This is a genomic window from Mesorhizobium marinum (assembly GCF_040813675.1).
Classification (GTDB): Bacteria; Pseudomonadota; Alphaproteobacteria; order Rhizobiales; family Rhizobiaceae; genus Mesorhizobium_K; species Mesorhizobium_K marinum.
Genome location: NZ_JBFOCI010000002.1, coordinates 288,965 through 302,250 on the forward strand (window position 1 = coordinate 288,965; position 13,286 = coordinate 302,250).

The following is a 13,286-nucleotide window of genomic DNA, read 5'->3' on the forward strand; positions in this document are numbered from 1 at the left end:
GTGCCTTATGGGCGACGCAACCCGCAACGCTGCCATACGCCCCGATCCCGACGCTCTGCTTGCACTCGCAGGCGGCGGGGGCCGCGGCAAGCTGACCCTGTTCCTGGGCGCGGCGCCCGGCGTCGGCAAGACCTTCGCCATGCTGACGCGCGCGCGCCGCCTCAAGGCCGAAGGCATCGACATCGTCGTCGGCCTTGTCGAGACGCATGGGCGTTCCGAGACCGCCGCCCTGCTCGAGGGACTGGAAGTACTCCGGCGCCGAGTGTTCGACCATCTGGGCCGGCAAATCGAAGAATTCGATGTCGATGCCGCACTTGCCCGTCGGCCCGGCATCATCATCGTCGACGAACTCGCCCATAGAAACGCGCCCGACAGCCGTCACCCCAAGCGCTACCTCGACGTCGAGGACCTGCTCGCCGCCGGCATCGATGTCTGGTCGGCGATGAATGTCCAGCATCTGGAAAGCCTGTCGGACGTCGTCGCGGAGATTACTGGCGTCCCGGTGCGCGAGCGCGTGCCGGACATGATGCTGAAGCGCGCCGACGAGGTCCTTCTGGTCGATTTGGCGCCGGCCGAACTGATCGAGCGCTTGAAACAGGGCAAGGTGTATCTGCCCGCAAACGCCCGCCGCGCCGTCGACAGCTTCTTTCGGCTCGGCAACCTCACCGCACTGCGCGAAATGGCGCTGCGCCGCACCGCCGACCGCGTCGACGACCAGATGGTCGACTATCTCAAGCAGAACGCGATCGAAGGTCCCTGGCAGACGACGGAACGGCTACTCGTCTGCGTCGGCCCCGATCGTCTGTCCGAGAAGGTCGTCCGCACCGCCGCCCGCCTGGCAGTCGGCCTCAACGCGCCGTGGCTCGTCATCTCGATCGAACGCGCAGACAGCCCACCCTCGCATCCCGAGGTCACCAAGCGGCTCGCGGCCACCTTCAAACTGGCGGAAAGCCTCGGCGCCGAGACGCGGCGCGTGACGGGGCGCGATTTCGTCGAGGAAATCCAGAAGACCGCGCGGCGCGAGCATGCGACCCAGATCGTCATCGGCGGCCGCCGGCAGCGTTTCCCATGGAGCCTGCTTCGCAATTCGCTGCCTGACACGCTGATCGAACGCGTGTCCGGCCTGGGTATCCACATCGTCACCGGCGAGGAAACCGCCGAGCGGCCCGCGCCGGGACCAAGGCTGCGAAGCCGGTTCCTTCCAGCGAACCCCAAGTGGGAACTTGGCCTGCCGACCGTTGCAGTTGCCGTGGCCACCTATCTCGGCGACCTGATCGAGCACTTCGTCCATCTTCCCAACATCTCGCTGCTCTATCTTCTGGCGGTCCTTGTATCCGCTGCCTACGCCGGTCACATGGCCGCGTTGCTGGCGGCGATCCTGTCTGGCTTTGCCTACAACTTCTTCTTCATTCCCCCGACCGGGACTTTCACAATCGCCTCCCCGCACGAGGTTTTTGGCCTGGTCGTCTTCGTCATCGCCGCGCTCATTTCTGGTGGCCTTGCGTCGCGTCTGAGCGACCAAGCCTCGGCCGCGAGCCGGCGGGCCGCGTCGACCCAGGCGCTCTACGATTTCTCGAGAAAGCTTTCGGGCACTGTCAACGCCGAGGACGTCATCTGGGCGGCCGTATCGCAAATGCGCGCCTCTCTGAGGCGGGATGTGCTCTTGCTCTCGCCGACCGGCGACGAACTCACGGTGGCGGCGGCCTGGCCACCCGATACCGAGCTGGACGTCGCCGATATGCTGGCGGCACGCTGGGCGATGCAGAAGAACGAAACCGCCGGCGCCGGCACCGGCACCCTGCCCAACAGCCAGTTTCAGTTCCGTCCGCTGAACGCGTCGGCTGGCGTCGTCGCGGTCGTAGGCTACCGCTACGCCGGCATGCTCCTCGATGCGGAGGAGGAGCAGGTCCTTGGGGCGGTTCTCGACCAGACCGCGATCGCCATCGACCGCGCCCGCCTGTCCAGGGAAAGCCTCGATCAGGCCGCCCGCCTCGAAGGCGAGCGGTTCCGCTCGGCGCTTCTGTCATCGATCTCGCACGATCTGAAGACCCCGCTGGCGACCATCACCGGCGCCATTTCGAGCCTTCGCGAACTCGGCGAAAGAATGAAGCCCGACGACCGTGAGGACCTGCTTGCATCGATTGAAGAGGAAAGCGACCGCCTGGCTCGTTTCGTTGCCAACCTGCTCGACATGACCAGGATCGAGGCTGGAGCGGTCGACGCAAAACGCGACTGGGTCGACGTTGCCGACGCAGTACGCGCCGCCATTCAGCGAGGCGCCAGATATTTTCCAAACAAGGCGATCGAAGTGAGCATTGCCGAGAACCTTCCGCTGATCCGGGGCGACAGCGTGCTTCTGGGCCAGGCGCTCTTCAATTTGATCGACAATGCAGTCAAATACGGTGGCGAGCAGCCCATCAGCGTCTATGCGAGGGCTGACGCCGACGAGGTCATCGTCTCGATCACGGACCTCGGCAAGGGCATTCCAGCGAGCGACAAGGAAAACGTGTTCGAGAAATTCTACCGCCGCGGGAAGCCGGATGGCCGGACTCCCGGAACTGGGCTTGGTCTGGCTATAGCAAAGGGCTTTGTCGATGCGATGGGCGGCGACATCAAGGTCGAAAGCCCTGCGGTCCGCAGGCGTGGCACACGCATCACCCTGAGGTTTCCGATTGCGCCAACCAACGGCGCGTCACCGGAAGAAGCATGACCCGCGAGCGCATTCTCATCGTCGACGACGAGTCGCAAATCCGGCGCTTCCTGCGCCCGGCGCTCGAAGCGGCCGGCTACGAGGTCGTGGAAGCGGCAACCGGCGCGGACGCGCTCAAGGCCGCAGCGACGGTCGCTCCCGCGCTGGTGATCCTCGACCTCGGCCTGCCTGACATGGACGGCAAGGAGGTAATCGCCAGGCTGCGCGGCTGGTCGCACGTTCCCATCATCATCCTTTCGGCGCGCGACCAGGAGACTGAAAAGATCGCCGCCCTCGATCTCGGCGGCGACGACTACGTCGAGAAGCCATTTGGCATAGGCGAACTGACGGCGCGCATGCGAAGCGCGCTGCGCCACCGGATCCAGCAAGCCGGCGAACTGACAGCGGTGAGCGTGGACGGCCTAGCGATCGACACGGTGCGCCGCGTGGTGGAGCGCGATGGCCAGGCGCTGAAGCTGACGCCGAAGGAATACGACCTTCTGGTGCTGCTTGCGCGGCATGCCGGCCGTGTGGTCACCCACAAGACCTTGCTGACCTCGGTCTGGGGGCCTGCCCATGGCGAGGATATGCAGTACCTGCGCGTATACATTGGCCAATTGCGCGGCAAGATCGAGCGTGACCCGACGAATCCGAAAATCATCCGCACTGAGCCGGGGGTGGGATATCGGTTTGTCTTCGATTGATTCACCTGCGCGAGATGCCCCGCGTCGCCAGTTCCTCAATCTCGCGTTCAAGGCGGGTGACAAGGTCCTGACCCTGGCACACAAATCAGACAATTCCGCTTCCGCCGACTTCTTCGAGAAGGCGGCCGGCGCTTTTTTCGGGAGATCCGCGATGAGCGAGGACGCAAGGCTCAGGAGACAGATCGGCGACGCCGACGCGTCCACGTTCGCGCGCGGCCTCACCGCCGGAGACGAATGATGCGCTTTTCAGCCAATCTGGGATTTCTCTTCCGCGACCTCGCCCTGCCGGATGCCATCCGCGCCGCCAAGCGGTACGGCTTCGCCGCGGTCGAACTGCACTGGCCCTACGACACGGACGCCTCGGTCGTCGCCGAGGCGCTTGCCGAAACCGAGCTGCCGCTGCTCGGCATCAACACGGCCCGCGGCGACGTCGCAGCCGGCGATTTCGGTCTTTCCGCCCTTCCGGGTCGAGAGGTCGAAGCGCGCGCGGCGATCGACCAGGCGATCGAATGGGCCGCAGCCACCGGTTGCCGCAACATCCACGTCATGGCGGGAAAGTCGAGCGGCGAAGAAGCCTTCGCCGCCTTCACGGGCAATGTGCGGTACGCGGCGGCAGCAGCCTCGCCGCACGGCATCGGCCTGCTCCTGGAACCGCTCAACACGCGCGACGCGCCCGGCTACTTCCTGCCGGACCTTTCCAGCGCCCTGCGTGTTGTCGATGCGACGCAGGGAGCGGCGAAGGTGATGTTCGACTGCTACCACATGCAGATCATGCGCGGCGACCTGCTCGCCTCCGTGGCCGCTGATCTCGACCGGATCGGCCACATCCAGTTCGCGGCCGTTCCGGATCGCGCCGAACCGGATCACGGCGAAGTCGACTATGGCTGGCTGCTTCGCGCCATTGTCGAGGCCGGATACACCGGGATGTTCGGCGCCGAGTATCGCCCGGCCACCGGATCGTTTTCCTGGATGGAACGCTTCGCCTGAGGCAGCCATCGCTGGCGGCTTCTAGCCGGGATGCGGCCGCGCCTGTGACGGTCGTTGTCCGGCCTCCAGCAACGCCACGCGGACTGTCGCAGGCTTCGGCCGATCGGTGCGTCGGGTGCCTGAAACGTCGGCCGAATGCCGGCCGCTTGCGCCGCTGCGCCTATCAACCCTAGGGAAGAAAAGAAGAAGAACTCCGACGACCCTGTTCGGCGCGGGGGCTTGCTCGATCTCCGTCTTTGACACCCTGCGCCCGGGTACTCGATCCGCGGTGCGACGACGCCGGCAATTTGCTACCATGCGACGAGTGAATGGCGATTGTGACGGAGATTTCATATGACCTATTTCGACATCGACGTTTACTCGCGCATCATCACCACATCGAAGGACGAGGCTCAGCTCTGGTTCGATCGCGGGCTGGTCTGGACCTTCGCCTACGGTCACGAACAAGCGGTCAAGTGCTTTACCAGGGCGCTGGAGCACGATCCGGAATGCGCGATGGCGCATTGGGGCGTCGCCTACGCCATAGGCCCCAACTACAATCTGGAATGGCATCACTTCGATCCCGCCGGAAAGGCGCAGGCGCTCGCAGCGGCCTACGACGCCACCCAGGCCGCCCTTGCCCTGAAGGACAAGGCCAGCCCGCCCGAGCGCGCGCTGATCGAGGCGCTGGCGGTGCGCTACCCGCAACGCGACCCTATCGAGGACCAGAAACCCTGGAACGTCGCGTTCATGGACGCCATGCGCCAGGCCTACCGCGCCCATCCCGACGACCTGGACGTCGCTTGCATCTTTGCCGAGGCGATCATGAACGTGACGCCCTGGAAGATGTGGGACCTCAAGAATGCGACCATCGCCAAGGGCGCCGGAACCGCCGAAGCCGAGGCCGTGCTCGACAAATGCTTCCGCAACCAGTCAGCCTGGAAGCATCCGGGCCTTCTGCACCTGCATGTCCACCTGATGGAAATGTCCCCCCATCCGGAGCGGGCCCTGAAGACCGGCGACGTGCTGCGCACGCTCGTTCCGGACGCCGGCCATCTCATCCACATGCCGACGCATATCGACATCCTGTGCGGGAACTATCGCGATACGCTGTTCTGGAACGAGAAGGCGATCACTGCCGACCTCAAATTCGTCGCGAGGGAAGGCGCGATGAACCTCTACACGGCCTATCGTATCCACAACTACCATTTCGCCCTCTACGGGGCGATGTTCCTCGGTCAGTACGAGCCGGCCATTCGCGCCGCGGAAGGCCTGATCGAGACGACGCCGGAAGACTTGCTGCGCGTCGAGACCCCGCCCATGGCCGACTTCATTGAAAGCTACTTCTCGATGAAGGAGCATGTCATGATCCGCTTCGGCAAATGGCGCGACATCATCGCGCTGCCCGACGTGAAGGATCCGCAACTGTTCTGCGTGACCCACGCGATGCGCCTCTATGCCAAGGGGGTTGCGCATGCGGCGATCGGCCAGATCCCGGAGGCCGAGGCCATCAAGCTCGAATTCATCGAGGCCAAGGCGCGCGTGCCCGAAAGCAGGTATCTTCACAACAACACCTGCGTCGACCTGCTGGAAATCGCCGCGGCAATGCTCGACGGCGAGCTCGAGTACCGCAAAGGCAATTTCGAGGCAGCCTTCGCTCATCTTCGCCGGTCCGTGGAGCTCGACGACGCGCTTCCCTACGACGAACCTTGGGGCTGGATCCAGCCGACACGCCATGCGCTTGGAGCCCTGCTGTTCGAGCAGGGGCGCATGGAGGAAGCCGAAGCCGTCTATCGCGAAGATCTGGGCCTGGGTGGGAAGCTTTCCCGCGCCACGATCCATCCGGACAATGTCTGGAGCCTCAAGGGCCTCGTGGATTGCCTCGATCGACGCAAGGCTGGAGAAACGGAAGAAGCGAGGCTACTCAAGCAGCGGCTGGATTTTGCGCTCTCGCGCGCCGACGGCCGCGTCTCCGCGAGCTGCTTCTGCGCGCAGGCCGCCATGGCCGCCGAGTAGCGCGCAACCAGCCAGGAACCGTACCAGCAACCCGCCGGGATCTCCGCATGCCAGCCATCCCCGCCCGCATCCTGCCGACGATCGTCGTCTCGCAGTTCGCCTCGACGTCGCTGTGGTTCGCCGGCAACGCGGTTATCCCCGACCTGCAGCACAACGCAGGCCTGCCTGCCTCGGCCGTCGGCCACATCACCATCGCGGTTCAGCTCGGCTTCATCGCCGGGACCCTGGTCTTTGCATGGCTGGCGATCGCCGACCGCTTCTCGCCGCGCATCATCTTCCTGCTTTCCGCGCTCGCTGGCGCGGCGGCGAACGCCGCGACGCTGGCGAGCGGCGGAGAACTGCTGCCCCTGCTCGCCGCGCGCTTTGCCGCCGGCTTCTTTCTGGCCGGCATCTATCCCGTCGGGATGAAGATCGCCTCGGGCTGGTACGACCGCGACCTCGGGCTGGCGCTCGGCTGGCTGGTCGGAGCACTGGTGCTCGGAACGGCACTTCCGCATCTGATCCGCGGACTGGGCGGCGACCTGCCCTGGCAAGCGGTGATCCTCGCGGTATCGGCGGTGTCGGTGGCCGGCGGCCTGGCGATGTTCCTGCTGGTTCCGGACGGGCCGCACCTCCGGGCCGGCGCAGGTTTCGACCCGACCGTCCTGGCGACGATCTTCCGGTCGGCCGAGTTCCGGGGGTCGGCCTTCGGCTATTTCGGGCATATGTGGGAACTCTACGCGTTCTACGCCTTTGTGCCGATGCTGCTGGCTGCGCGCCTGGGCGCCGACAGCGCGAGCGTTTCGGTTTGGAGTTTTGCCGCGATCGCCGCCGGGTTTCTCGGCTGCATGGGCGGCGGCTACCTCTCGCGGTTGATCGGCAATGCCCGGGTCGCCTTCGTGCAGTTGTCCGCATCGGGCCTGTGCTGTCTCGTTTCGCCGCTTGCGTTCCTCGCGCCGTTGCCGGTCTTCCTGGCCTTCCTGCTGTTCTGGGGCATGGTGGTTGCGGGGGACTCGCCGCAGTTCTCAACGCTCAACGCCCGCTTCGCCCCGCCGGCCTATGTCGGTTCGGCGCTGACCATCGCCAACTGCATCGGCTTCGCGACAACGATCGTCTCGATCGGGATTCTCGGCTGGCTGATCCACGTCGTCGGGCCGCGCTATGCCTTCCTGATGCTGGCGCCAGGACCAGCACTCGGGCTCGCCGCCCTGAGGCGCCTGGCCACGAAGCCGGCCTAGCGACTCGTATCCACAAGCGCGGCGGCACGCAGCGGGGAACGCCGCCGTTTCGGGCGGCGTCCCCTGGCCGGATCAGAAATCGAACTGGTCGATGTTCTCGGCGTTGAAGGTGGTCAGCGAGGACTGCGTGTTGATCGAGTTGCCCTCGTTGATGGTGATGGTCCCCAGGTTCGGCACGTCGAAGGTCGCGCCGACCTCGTTCTTGGCGGTGCCGTTCTTCAGTCCGACCGAGAAGTGGGCGGCCAGCCAGCCTTCGTTGTAGGGCGACCACAGCTGGAACGCCTCGACCGTGCCGTCCTTGATGAAGTCGCGCATCTCGCTCGGCAGGCCGAGACCGGTCACCTTGACCTGCTCGGCGACGCCGCGCGACTGCACCACCTGGGCGGCGGCGGCGACACCGACGGTGGTCGGCGCGATCACACCCTTGAGATCAGGGTAGTTGGAGAGCAGCGCTTCCATCTCGGTCGTCGACTTCTCAGGCTGGTCATCGCCATAGACCGTCGCGACAAGCTTCATCTTGGCGTATTTCGGATCCTTGATCGCCTCGTTCATGCCCTCGATCCAGAAGTTCTGGTCGGGGGCCTCGGTGGTGGCCGACAGGATGGCGATCTCGCCTTCATAGTCGATCAGCGAGCCGACCATCTCGACCTGGTCGGCGCCGACCTTGGTGAAGTCGGTGGGCAGGATGGTCGCGTCGCGATGCGACTCGTTGCCGGTGATGTCGCCATTGACCGTGAGGATCGTGATGCCCTTGGCGCGGGCGTCGTCGAACACCTGGTTCAGCGCGTCCGGGCTGTTGGGCGAGATGGCGATGACATCGACGCCGCGCTGGATCTGCGCCTCGATGAAGGGAATCTGCGAGGTCGCCTCGGCAGTCGCCGGGGCGACGAATTCGAAGTTGCAGGCGATCTTCTGGCAGGCCTCGACAAAGCCCTTGGTGAGCGAGTCGAAATAGGGGTTGCCGGTGTTCTTGCCGATGAAGACGATGTCGATCTTGTCCTGGGCAATGGCGGCCGTGGAGAGGGCGAGGCCCGCGGTCAGGGCTATCAGTGATTTCTTCAGCACTTCATTTCCTCCTGTTTAAAGTCCTGTTGAAACAATCCGGGCGAACCCGGGTCGACGCCCGCTACCTCTGCGTGCGGGAATAGATGAAATTGGTGGCGATGATGGCGACGATGAGCAGGACGCCGAGCACGGTCAGCTGGATCGCAGGCAGAAGGTTGGCGACCGTCATGCCGGTCGAGACCACGACGAGGAGCCAGGCGGCTAGAAAGGTCCCGAGGATGGTCCCGCGTCCGCCGAAGATATAGGTGCCGCCGAGCATCGCCATCAGCACCATCTGCAGTTCGCCGCCGAGCCCGAGATCGTAGCGCACCGAACCGAGGCGCGAGGCGGTCATCATGCCGGCGATGGCGGCGACCGCGCCCATCAGCAGGAACAGCACGAGCTTGATGCGCCGCGTCCGGATGCCGGCGTAGCGGGCCGCCGTCTCGTTGGTGCCGATCTGGTAGATCTGCCGCCCGAAGATGGTGCCGGCCAGGATCAGACCGAGCAGCAGCGCGGCGACCACGAAGATGACCACCGGCATCGGCACACCGAGCACCAGAACCTTGTCGATGCCGATGAACCAGTCGGGGACGCGGATCGACTTGTCGCCGGCGATCACCTGGGCGAGCCCACGATAGAGCGTCAGGGTGCCGATGGTGACGATGATGGACGGCAGTTGCAGCGCGATGACCATGAACGCGTTGAGCGCGCCCATCGCAAGCCCTGCGGCGAGGCCTATCGCGACGGCGACGGGGATCGGCGCGCCGGCTGCCTGCGCCCAGGCGAAGAGGCAGGCGGAAAGCGCCATGTTGGCCGCCGGAGAGAGATCGATCTCGCCGGCTATGATGACCATGGTCAAAACGAGAGCGACGATGGCGAACTCGGCCGACAGCGTGAAGCTGCGCAGGATGTATTCGACATCGAGGAAATAGGGCGACAGGTGGCTGGCGAAGATCACCGCGGCAATCAGGAGCACGAGCGTCATCGTCTCGGGCCGCACCAGGACGACATGCCACAGCGGGCGCGCAGGCGCGGACTCGTTCACGGCGGATGGCCGGGCCGATGTGTCGGTGGCGGTCATGCGCGCCTCCATCGCAGGCTGGCGAAGCCGTGCTGCCTGACCGAGCGGTCGATGATCAGGGCGACGAGGATGATCGCGCCGTAGATGGCGCCCTGCGCCGTGCCCGGGATGCCGAGCAGCGGCAACGCGGCCGCGACGCAGCCCAGCAGGAGCACGCCGAGCGTGACGCCCGACACGGTGCCGACGCCGCCGTTGATCGAAACGCCGCCGATGACCACTGCGGCGATGACCTGGAACTCGAACCCGGCGCCGGTGTTGGACGGATTCACGAAGCCCCAGCGGCTGGCGTACATGATGCCGGCCAGCCCCGACAGCGCCCCCGAAATGGTGAATACAAGCAGGGTGATCTGGTTGACCTTGACTCCGCGCAGCGCTGCCGCCGACGGGTTGGAGCCCAGCGCGAAGACCTGGCGACCGGCCTGCGTATGCCGGGTGAACCAGTAGGCGAGCAGGATCACGCCGAGCGCCATGAAGATGATCCAGGGAATCCCGAAGATCGGCGACGTCTGGCTCATCGCCTTCAGCTCCGACGGGACGAACTGCCGGTCCACCTGGCGCGCGTTGGAGACGATGAAGGTGAGGCCGCGGTAGAGGTTGAGCGTGCCGAGCGTGACGATAATGGCGGGAAGCTTGAAGACCGTGACCAGCGCGCCGTTGACCAGGCCGAGCAGCGCGCCGGTGCCGATCGCGACGATGAAGCCCAACCCCCACGGAATGTCGGGCATGTCGCGGAACATCATGCCGGTGATCATGGCCGAGAAGCCGAGGATCGAACCGACCGAAAGATCGACGTGCCGGGCGACCAGCACAAGCATCTGCCCCATGGCGACGATCATGATCAGCGGAACCAGCAGGAGGATGACGCGCAGCTGGTTCAGGGTCAGGAACTGCGGCTTGTAGAGGCCGACGGCGACGCACACCAGGACGATCATGGCGGCGATGCCGGCTTCGCGCCGCAGGAGGATGCCGCGGATGACGTTCATGCCGCGGCCTCGGCGATCTGGGCGCGCGGCACGGCGGCGCGCATGATCTTCTCCTGGGTCGCCTCGGCGCGCGGAATCTCGGCGGTCAGCCGTCCCTCCGCCATGACGAGCACGCGGTCGCACAGCGCCAGCAGTTCGGGCAGTTCGGAGGAGATGAGCAGTATCGCCCTGCCCTGCGCGGCGAGCTCGCCGATGATGTCGTAGAACTCGGCCTTGACGCCGATGTCGATGCCGCGCGTCGGCTCGTCGAGGACGAGGATGCGCGGGTCGGACAGAAGCCAGCGCGCAAGGATGGCCTTCTGCTGGTTGCCGCCGGACAACTCGCCGATCGGCTGATTGATCGATGCGAGGCGGATGCGCAGCTTCTGCACCGACTCCGCGGCGAAGACCCTCTCGACCGCCCTCCTGATGATGCCGCGCGGCGCGATCTTGCGGGGGATCGCGGCGGTGATGTTCTGCTCGACGGACAGCGTGCGGAACAGCCCTGCCTGTGCCCGATCCTCGGGCACGAAGGCGAGTCCTAGCGCGATGGCGTCGCCGGGTTCGCGAATGTCGGCCGGCTTGCCGTCGACCTTGACCGTCCCGCTCTCGGCCGGCTGGATGCCGAAGATCGCGCAGGCGACGTCGGTGCGGCCGGCCCCGACCAATCCGCCCAGGCCGACGATCTCGCCGCGCCGCACGGCGAAGCTGACGTCCTGGAACCGGCCGGGCAGTGTCAGGCCATCGACCTCGAGCGCGACGTCTCCGATCGAGGCGTTGTGCTTGTGCATGTATTCCTTGAGCGGGCGACCGATCATCAGGCGGATGATGTCCGCGTTGTCCAGCTTGTCGATCGCGTCGGTCGAGATCCTGTTGCCGTCCCGGAAAATCGTGACGCGGTCGCACAGCGCCTGCACCTCCTCGAGGCGGTGCGAGATGAAGATGATGGTGCGGCCTTCGTCGCGCAGACGACGCACGATGCCGAACAGGGTGTCGACCTCCTTCGGCGTCAGCGGCGCGGTCGGCTCGTCCATGATGATGAGCCGGCTGTCCGACGACAGCGCGCGGCCGATCTCGACCATCTGCTGATCGGCGATCGACAGTCCGCGCATCGGCCTGGTGACGTCAATGTCGACGCCGAGCAGATCCATCTGGCGGCGCGCTTCGCTGGTCATCTGCGACCACGGCACGCGGCTGAACCAGCCGCCCTCGGCGTGGCCGAGCACGAGGTTCTCGGCCACCGACAGGTCGGGAAACGAGATCGGCTCCTGGTGGATCAGCGTGATGCCGAGCTTCTGCGCCGCAAGCGGGCTGGAGACGTCGACGGGCTCGCCATTCAGCCTGAGCGTGCCGCGCGTCGGCCTGTGGACGCCGGCCAGAATCTTGGCGAAGGTCGACTTGCCGGCGCCGTTCTCTCCGAGCAGGGCATGGATCTCGCCCTTCTCGAGGTCGAGGTCCACGTCGCGCAGGACGCTCACCCCCGCAAACGACTTCGAGATGCCGCGGGCGGAAAGGAGCGGTGCGCCGCGCTCGCTCATGCGGGTACGGGCGCTTCTGGATGCATCAGGCCACGCGCCTTCAGGTCGGCCCAGAAGGCGGCCGGGATCCGGTTGGCGAGCGCCGCCACGTTCGCCTGGACTTCAGACGGCTTGGCTGCGCCGGGAATGACCGACACCACTGCCGGGTGCGCCAGCACGAACTGCAGCGCCGCGGCCGGCATGCTGACGGCGTGGGCGGCGCAGACCTCCTCTATGCCGCGCACCTTCGCCTGAACCTCGGGCGGGGCCTTGTCGTAGGCGTACATGGCGCCCTTGCCGGAGCCTGTCACCAGGATTCCGGAGGCGAACGGCGCGCCGATGATCACGCCGATGCCCTTGTCCAGGCATCGCTTCATGCTGGTGTCGAGGACGCTCTGGTCGAGCAGCGTGTAGGGCACGGCGACGATCGCGAAGTCGACGTCGATCTCCTGCAGCATCTCGTCAAGATTGCCCGGCACGTTGTTGCCGACGCCGACAGCCTTGATGTCGCCGCTCCGCTTCAGCTCCTCCAGCGCCTTCATGCCGGTGCCCGTCAGCTGCTTCATGAAGACGGCGCTGGCCTCGGCATCATGGAACATGGAGTCGAGGTCGTGGATCACCAGCGAATCCACCGTATTGAGCGCCAGCCGCTGCAGCACCTGTTCATATGCGTGCATGATGCCGTCGTAGCTGTAGTCGAACACCACCTCGAACGGCAGGCCGCCGGCCCAGGGCGCGGTGCTGAAGTTGGCCGGATCATCCGGCCGACGCAGGATGCGGCCGACCTTGGTGTTGACGATGAACTGGTCGCGCGGAAGCTGTCGGAGGAATCCGCCCAGCCGGTGCTCGGAAAGCCCCCGGCCGTACCATGGCGCCGTGTCGTAGAACCGCACGCCGGCATCCCAAGCGGCTTCGAGCGTCTCCCGCGACTGCGCCTCATCCACCTTGCCGTAGAGTTCTCCAAGGTGGGCGGCGCCAAAGCCGAAGGCCGGCAATTCCAGCGATGTCCGTCCGACTCGGCGGCGTGTGGAAATGGAGACGGTCACCGAGTTCCTCCCATAGCGACGCGACCGGCGCCCTCCTCCAA

10 protein-coding genes are annotated in these 13,286 nt (G+C 65.7%); 5 read left to right on the forward strand and 5 right to left on the reverse strand.

The features are described from left to right. The first annotated feature begins 7 nt into the window (after positions 1 to 7). From ABUE31_RS06905 to ABUE31_RS06925, 5 genes are all read left to right on the forward strand, one after another. Positions 8 to 2,710 carry a DUF4118 domain-containing protein gene (locus tag ABUE31_RS06905; protein ID WP_367722794.1) on the forward strand — a complete coding sequence of 901 codons (2,703 nt, stop codon included), beginning with the start codon at positions 8 to 10 and terminating at the stop codon, positions 2,708 to 2,710. After that, positions 2,707 to 3,393 carry a response regulator gene (locus ABUE31_RS06910; RefSeq protein WP_367722795.1) on the forward strand — a complete coding sequence of 229 codons (687 nt, stop codon included), beginning with the start codon at positions 2,707 to 2,709 and terminating at the stop codon, positions 3,391 to 3,393. Before ABUE31_RS06905 ends, ABUE31_RS06910 begins: the two co-directional genes overlap by 4 nt. A gap of 237 nt (positions 3,394 to 3,630) precedes the next feature. Continuing rightward, entirely contained in the window at positions 3,631 to 4,380 is a 750-nt protein-coding gene (locus ABUE31_RS06915) for a hydroxypyruvate isomerase family protein (protein ID WP_367722796.1), read from the forward strand. A 333-nt stretch (positions 4,381 to 4,713) separates the two neighbouring features. Next, positions 4,714 to 6,375 carry a hypothetical protein gene (locus ABUE31_RS06920; RefSeq protein ID WP_367722797.1) on the forward strand — a complete coding sequence of 554 codons (1,662 nt, stop codon included), beginning with the start codon at positions 4,714 to 4,716 and terminating at the stop codon, positions 6,373 to 6,375. A 47-nt stretch (positions 6,376 to 6,422) separates the two neighbouring features. Next, positions 6,423 to 7,592: an MFS transporter gene (locus tag ABUE31_RS06925; protein ID WP_367722798.1), complete on the forward strand. Its 1,170-nt coding sequence runs from the start codon at positions 6,423 to 6,425 to the stop codon at positions 7,590 to 7,592. Positions 7,593 to 7,664: 72 nt separating this feature from the next. Here the strand turns inward: ABUE31_RS06925 and ABUE31_RS06930 are convergent, their stop codons facing one another. From ABUE31_RS06930 to ABUE31_RS06950, 5 genes are all read right to left on the reverse strand, one after another. Then, positions 7,665 to 8,657, reverse strand: a complete 993-nt coding sequence (locus ABUE31_RS06930; RefSeq protein WP_367722799.1) for a substrate-binding domain-containing protein — start codon at positions 8,655 to 8,657, stop codon at positions 7,665 to 7,667. A 61-nt stretch (positions 8,658 to 8,718) separates the two neighbouring features. Next, positions 8,719 to 9,720: an ABC transporter permease gene (locus ABUE31_RS06935; RefSeq protein WP_367722800.1), complete on the reverse strand. Its 1,002-nt coding sequence runs from the start codon at positions 9,718 to 9,720 to the stop codon at positions 8,719 to 8,721. After that, on the reverse strand, positions 9,717 to 10,703 hold the full coding sequence (locus ABUE31_RS06940) for an ABC transporter permease (protein WP_367722801.1): 987 nt from the start codon (positions 10,701 to 10,703) through the stop codon (positions 9,717 to 9,719). Before ABUE31_RS06940 ends, ABUE31_RS06935 begins: the two co-directional genes overlap by 4 nt. Continuing rightward, positions 10,700 to 12,220 carry a sugar ABC transporter ATP-binding protein gene (locus ABUE31_RS06945; protein ID WP_367722802.1) on the reverse strand — a complete coding sequence of 507 codons (1,521 nt, stop codon included), beginning with the start codon at positions 12,218 to 12,220 and terminating at the stop codon, positions 10,700 to 10,702. Before ABUE31_RS06945 ends, ABUE31_RS06940 begins: the two co-directional genes overlap by 4 nt. Beyond that, the gene (locus ABUE31_RS06950; RefSeq protein WP_367722803.1) at positions 12,217 to 13,245 is read right to left on the reverse strand and encodes an aldo/keto reductase; all 1,029 of its coding nucleotides are present in this window, start codon (positions 13,243 to 13,245) and stop codon (positions 12,217 to 12,219) included. Before ABUE31_RS06950 ends, ABUE31_RS06945 begins: the two co-directional genes overlap by 4 nt. Positions 13,246 to 13,286: the final 41 nt, after the last annotated feature.